Genomic DNA, 6,393 nt, shown 5'->3' with positions numbered 1-6,393 from the left:
GATCTGAGATAGATGGACTCATCTTCTGATTGAAGGTCAAGATGAAGTTCTTCAGTCGCCATGGAATGTTTCTTTTACTGGAAAATCAAGTGCTTTTTTTCTACTAGGCTTTGTGATGATGCTGCTGGTTTATCTCTATTTAGAGACTGGAAAAAAACAATACCGAGAAGGGGTAGAATACGGGAGCGCCCGTTTTGGAACTCTAAAAGAAAAGAAGTTCTTTTACGGTAAGGAATTTTCTCATGATACGATCTTAGCACAAGATGTTCGTTTGACATTATTAGATAAAAAATCACCCCAATATGATAGAAATAAGAATATTGCGGTGATCGGAGGTTCAGGAAGTGGGAAGACATTTCGCTTTGTGAAACCCAATCTGATTCAGATGAATAGTTCTAATATTGTAGTGGACCCTAAAGATCACTTAGCTGAAAAAACAGGCAAACTCTTTTTAGAACATGGCTACCAAGTAAAGGTGCTAGATTTAGTCAATATGAAGAACTCAGATGGCTTCAATCCTTTTCGCTATATAGAGACAGAAAATGATTTGAATCGCATGCTGACGGTTTATTTCAATAACACCAAAGGCTCTGGCTCTCGTAGTGATCCATTTTGGGATGAAGCTTCTATGACTTTAGTCCGTGCTTTAGCCTCTTACTTGGTCGATTTCTATAATCCACCCAAAACAAGAGAACAGCTCATTGAAGAAGGTCGTTTAAGTCAAAAAGAATACCAAAACTTGTTGAAACGTCAAAAAAAAGAAGTGGAAGAGCGAAAAAAACGAGGGCGTTATCCAAGTTTTGCTGAAATCTCAAAACTCATTAAACACTTATCCAAAGGTGAAAACCAAGAAAAAAGTGTCTTAGAAATTCTATTTGAAAATTATGCTAAAAAGTATGGGACTGAAAATTTTACCATGCGAAATTGGGCAGATTTCCAAAATTATAAGGATAAGACTCTGGATTCTGTTATAGCTGTAACCACTGCTAAATTTGCCCTCTTCAATATTCAAAGTGTCATGGATTTGACCAAAAGAGATACCCTTGATATGAAGACATGGGGCAAGGAAAAATCAATGGTTTACTTAGTTATCCCAGATAACGATAGTACCTTTCGCTTTCTTTCAGCCCTCTTTTTTTCAACCGCATTTCAAACCCTAACAAGACAAGCAGATATTGATTTTAAGGGTCAATTGCCTCTTCATGTGAGAGTTTACTTAGATGAGTTCGCAAATATCGGAGAAATTCCAGATTTTGCTGAACAAACCTCAACAGTCCGTTCTCGAAATATGAGTCTCGTTCCAATTCTTCAAAATATTGCCCAACTTCAAGGGCTCTATAAAGAAAAAGAAGCTTGGAAAACCATTTTGGGGAACTGTGATAGCTTAGTCTACTTAGGTGGTAATGATGAAGATACCTTTAAATTTATGAGTGGCTTACTCGGTAAACAAACCATTGATGTTCGAAATACTAATCGTTCCTTTGGCCAGACAGGTTCAGGATCCCTTTCTCATCAAAAGATTGCTCGTGATTTAATGACACCTGATGAAGTCGGAAATATGAAACGGCATGAATGCTTGGTTCGAATTGCCAATATGCCTGTCTTTAAAAGTAAAAAATACAATTCCACTAAGCATCCAAACTGGAAGTACCTAGCTAATCTAGAAACAGATGAACGGTGGTGGAACTATCAAATCAATCCTTTGAATCAAAGACAAGAAAATCATCTTGAAGGCCTTAGAATTCGTGATTTAACTTTTGAATCTAGTTTAAAATAAAAATAGAAAAGAGGAAATAGATGATTACGCATTTTAAAGGTTTTGTTTATGGAGTAGACGCAAGTGCTATGTTTGCACAAGCTATGTCTTTGTTACAGAAGGGATTGATTGCGGTTGGTGCTTTTCTCGTTGTAGTGGGGATTGTCAATCTTGCAACCAACATTAAAGACGGTGGACCAGGTGTTCGGAATGCCATTCTTGAAATTGTCGGTGGTGTTATGGTTGGGGCTGCTGGAGCCTTTGTAACCCAGATTTCAATTTAGGAGGATAAACAATGACATGAATCTTAGTTTAGTCTCACCCTTTGTTTACCTTGCATCTGAAAAAATATCAGCTGAAAATTTATTTGAAGGATTTAATGTAGATTTACAATCTACGGTAGATTTGATTAAATCTCTATCTAGCTACAATCCAACCGTTTGGACTTATATGTCTAGTATTACTAAAAGTGTCATGCAGCCTCTTGGAGTTGCGATTTTATCGGTTGTTCTCATCCTAGAATTTTCGAAGATGGCAAAGAAAATTGCTAACTCTGGTGGAGCGATGACCTTTGAAGCCTTAGCGCCGATGTTGATTAGTTATATTATGGTCGCAGTTGTAATTACCAACACTACCGTGATTGTAGAAGCCATCATCGGGATTGCGAGTCACGCCATTGAACAAGTGGCATCGATTGTGGCTCACGGTGGGGCAAAGTATGATACCATCTCTGGATTAAAAGGTTCAGGATTTATTGGCCGGATGATTGTGGGATTTTTCGCCCTCCTCATTTGGCTTGTTCGGATAGTAAGTGCAGCCATGGTCAATCTTTTGGTATCTATTCGATTTATTCAACTCTATCTTATGATCCCATTTGCCCCTCTTACGATTCCAACATTTTTAAGTGATGAATGGAAGTCTATTGGTATTGGCTATTTAAAAAATATTATGGTCTATGCAGTACAAGGGGTTCTTATTTTTCTGATTGTTTCTCTTGTTCCTTTGTTTGAATCTGCTGGGAAAATAGCTGTTTCAAATGGTGCAGGAGTCCTGCAATCTCTTGCGATTATGTTTGGTAGTTTGGTACAAGCTATCTTACTGATTATTGCCCTCGTTGGTTCTCAACGTACGGCTCGCTCAATCTTAGGTATGTAATTAGATAAAGGCTAGGAAGTGATTGCTTCTTAGCCTTTTTAGAAAGGAAAGTCATGAATACACGTGTCTTTAAAGACATCTCAAAATACCAACACAGGGCTTGGTTAGGCTTCACCACAAGGCAAATCATCTTTGTTTTACCAGCCTTTATTGTCACAATTATTGTTTTGGGCTTGAATCTCTTTTTCTGGCAATTTGGAGATTGGTTTGTTTACGGTTTTGTGTTTGCTTTTACCATCCCCCTCATGCTTTTTGGAGTCTATAAACCCAATGATTTATATTTTGAACATTATTTGAAATACCGTCTTCATTTTGAATTAACGGTTCCCCTACGCACAATTACAGGAAAGAAAGGACCTGAACATGAAAAGAAAATCAAATACATTAAAGAAACAAAAAACTTCAATGACTAATAAAAAGGAAGTAACTAAAGGGAAAAAAGAGGAAGTGTTACCCTCTACGGCTAATACTCTTTCCTATCAAGCCCTGTATCAAAATGGTCTGATGCAGGTAAAAGAAGATTATTTCTCACAAAGCTATTTACTTGGAGATGTCAATTACCAGACCGTTGGTTTAGAAGATAAGGGGGCAATCATTGAGAAGTATTCTGATTTGATTAACTCCTTAGACGACCAAACCAACTTCCAATTGACCATCTTTAATAAAAGATTAAATTTAGAAAAGTTTAGACAAAGTGTTTTGTATGAGGAAAAAGAAGATGGGTATGATACCTATCGTAAAGAATTGAATCGGATGATGAATCAGAATTTAGACAGTGGTGAAAATAACTTTTCAGCTGTGAAACTGATTAGTTTTGGTAGAAAGGATTCTAATCCAAAACAAGCCTATCGTTCCTTGTCTCAAATTGGAGAATATTTCAAGAGTGGCTTTTCAGAAATTGACGCTCGATTTGAATCCTTGGCTGGAGAAGACCGTGTCAACTTGTTGGCAGACATGCTTAGAGGAGAACACCATCTTCCTTTTTCTTACCGTGATTTAACGAGATCTGGTCAGACAACTCGTCACTTCATAGCCCCTAATCTCTTGGATTTTAAAAACAAGAATTACCTACAAATCAATGACCGCTTATTACAGATTGTCTATGTGAGAGACTACGGTATGGAATTAGGGGATCAGTTTATTAGAGACCTCATGCAAGGAGATTTGGAATTGATTGTGAGCCTCCATGCTCAAAGCTCGACCAAGGCGGATGCCATGAAGAAACTACGAACAAAGAAGACCTTAATGGAATCCCAAAAGATTGGGGAACAACAAAAACTAGCTCGTACAGGTATCTATTTGGAAAAAGTAGGTCATGTATTAGAAAGCAATATCGATGAAGCTGAAGAACTCTTAAAAACCATGACAGAGACAGGAGATAAACTATTTCAAACAGTCTTTTTGATTGGTGTTTTTGGTCAGGATGAAGAAGAACTTAAACAAGCTCTAGACACGATTCAACAAGTGGCCGGCTCAAATGACCTAATGATTGATAAACTTCCATATATGCAAGAAGCAGCCTTTAATAGTTTGCTGCCATTTGGTTGTGATTTTTTAGAGGGAGTATCACGGAGTTTATTAACATCCAATGTAGCAGTGAACTCTCCTTGGACTTCAGTAGACTTACAAGACCGCAGTGGGAAATATTACGGTATCAATCAAATCTCAAGCAATATTATTACCATTGATCGCAGCCTATTAAATACACCGTCTGGTCTGATTTTAGGAACATCTGGAGCTGGGAAAGGCATGGCAACCAAGCATGAGATTATCACGACAAAAATCAAAGAATCTGGTGAAAATACAGAAATTATCATCGTTGATCCAGAAGCAGAGTACAGTGTCATTGGACGGGCTTTTGGTGGAGAAATGATTGATATTGCGCCCGATTCCCAAACTTATCTCAATGTCCTTGACTTGTCTGAGGAAAATATGGATGAAGATCCTGTAAAGGTAAAATCAGAATTTCTTTTATCCTTTATCGGCAAGTTATTGGATAGAAAAATGGATGGAAGAGAAAAATCGATTATCGACCGAGTTACCAGACTCACCTATCAGTCATTTAAAGAGCCTTCTTTGGAAGAATGGGTTTTTGTCTTGAGTCAACAGCCAGAAGAAGAAGCGCAGAATTTGGCACTTGATATGGAACTGTATGTCGAAGGTTCTCTTGATATTTTTTCTCATAAGACCAATATTCAGACAGGATCTAATTTCTTGATTTATAACGTTAAAAAGTTAGGAGATGAGCTGAAACAAATCGCCCTTATGGTGGTTTTTGATCAGATATGGAATCGTGTCGTTCGGAACCAAAAATTAGGGAAGAAGACCTGGATTTATTTTGATGAAATGCAGCTTCTCTTACTAGATAAATATGCCAGTGATTTCTTCTTTAAATTGTGGAGTCGTGTCAGAAAATATGGAGCCAGTCCGACTGGGATAACCCAAAATGTCGAAACCTTATTGTTAGATCCAAATGGTAGACGAATTATTGCAAATAGTGAATTTATGATTCTCCTCAAGCAAGCAAAAAATGACAGAGAAGAACTGGTTCAACTCTTAGGCTTGTCAAAAGAACTCGAAAAATACCTTGTCAATCCAGAAAAAGGCGCAGGACTAATAAAAGCTGGTTCAGTTGTCGTTCCTTTTAAAAATAAGATTCCTCAAGGTACTCAATTGTTTGATATCATGAGTACGGATCCTGATAAAATGGCTTCTAATTAAGGGGAAGGTAAATGAAGGATAAAAGAGAAATTATACGTGCCCGAAAGGCATTTAGAAGAAGCCTAAAAGATGAGAAAAAATTCTTGAAAAAAGGAAAGAAGGAGGTGAAGAAACAGAAAAAAGATTCCGCTGTACTGGATAATAAAGCATGGAAAAAAGAGATAAAAGAAAAGCTAGAGGAGATGAGAGAAGCTTCAAAGGAGAGAGTAAAACAAGCAAATGAAGACTACAATCATATTCTTCAAAATAGTCCTCCATCTCTTTTGAATCGTAAAGAATTAAGAGACAGACGATTGCCTCATGCTAGGAAACGATTGAAAATAGCCAAGAAGCAATTTAGAGAAGCCAAGGTAGAAGCAAAAGAAGAAAGAAAAGAGAGTCGTAAAGAAAGAAAAACCAATCAAAAATTTCTCTACGGTCAGGAATCGAAACATAAATCTAATTTTTTCTTTCAAGAGAAGAGTTTAGAAGAATTAAAAGCTAAGAAAGAAGTCAAGGCCGCCAAAGAGAATCTAAAATCTACTAAACAAGCCTATAAGTCCAAAAAAGTCAGTAGGAAAGCCAAAACTTTTCTTTATGTCCTTGGACGTGAAGGTGGAGAGTTAGCTTCAGAAAATGAAGATTTAGAAGGCTATCGCACACTTCAAGAGACCATTAGAAAAGGGAAACGCTACAGTCGGCTTTCTTATAATCTTGGAAAAGCCAGCGTCAAAACAAGACAAGCAACAGGGCGTTTTACCAAGAAAACAACGACAAACACG

General features: G+C 37.3%; 4 protein-coding genes and 2 pseudogenes. All 6 read left to right on the top strand.

Annotated features, from left to right (window positions below):
• Positions 1-7 precede the first annotated feature (7 nt).
• Positions 8-1,777 (top strand): annotated as a pseudogene (locus tag QZ565_RS07535) (VirD4-like conjugal transfer protein, CD1115 family); the annotation flags it as partial.
• Between the two features lie 20 nt (positions 1,778-1,797).
• Entirely contained in the window at positions 1,798-2,040 is a 243-nt protein-coding gene (locus QZ565_RS07530; protein WP_000627865.1) for a hypothetical protein, read from the top strand.
• A gap of 16 nt (positions 2,041-2,056) precedes the next feature.
• Complete coding sequence (locus tag QZ565_RS07525; RefSeq protein ID WP_001054257.1) at positions 2,057-2,911, top strand: conjugal transfer protein TrbL; 855 nt, start codon at positions 2,057-2,059, stop codon at positions 2,909-2,911.
• A gap of 53 nt (positions 2,912-2,964) precedes the next feature.
• Positions 2,965-3,324 (top strand): PrgI family protein, encoded by a 360-nt coding sequence (locus QZ565_RS07520; protein ID WP_001097589.1) that lies wholly within the window; start codon positions 2,965-2,967, stop codon positions 3,322-3,324.
• Positions 3,275-5,632, top strand: a complete 2,358-nt coding sequence (locus QZ565_RS07515) for a VirB4-like conjugal transfer ATPase, CD1110 family (RefSeq protein WP_295527741.1) — start codon at positions 3,275-3,277, stop codon at positions 5,630-5,632. The genes QZ565_RS07520 and QZ565_RS07515 overlap by 50 nt, the downstream gene beginning before the upstream one ends.
• 11 nt (positions 5,633-5,643) lie before the next feature.
• Positions 5,644-6,393, top strand: a pseudogene (locus tag QZ565_RS07510) (CHAP domain-containing protein); the annotation flags it as partial.

The sequence above is a fragment of the uncultured Streptococcus sp. genome, from assembly GCF_915066115.1.
Taxonomy (GTDB): domain Bacteria; phylum Bacillota; class Bacilli; order Lactobacillales; family Streptococcaceae; genus Streptococcus.
Note: the sequence above shows the minus strand (reverse complement) of the source record. Positions and strands in the feature narration are given on the sequence as shown.

What these genes read in the sequence shown, in the direction of transcription:
- QZ565_RS07525 (WP_001054257.1), top strand. Translation starts at nt 2,057, where the DNA reads ATGAATCTTAGTTTAGTCTCACCCTTTGTTTACCTTGCATCTGAAAAA.
- QZ565_RS07520 (WP_001097589.1), top strand. Translation starts at nt 2,965, where the DNA reads ATGAATACACGTGTCTTTAAAGACATCTCAAAATACCAACACAGGGCT.
- QZ565_RS07515 (WP_295527741.1), top strand. Translation starts at nt 3,275, where the DNA reads ATGAAAAGAAAATCAAATACATTAAAGAAACAAAAAACTTCAATGACT.
- QZ565_RS07530 (WP_000627865.1), top strand. Translation starts at nt 1,798, where the DNA reads ATGATTACGCATTTTAAAGGTTTTGTTTATGGAGTAGACGCAAGTGCT.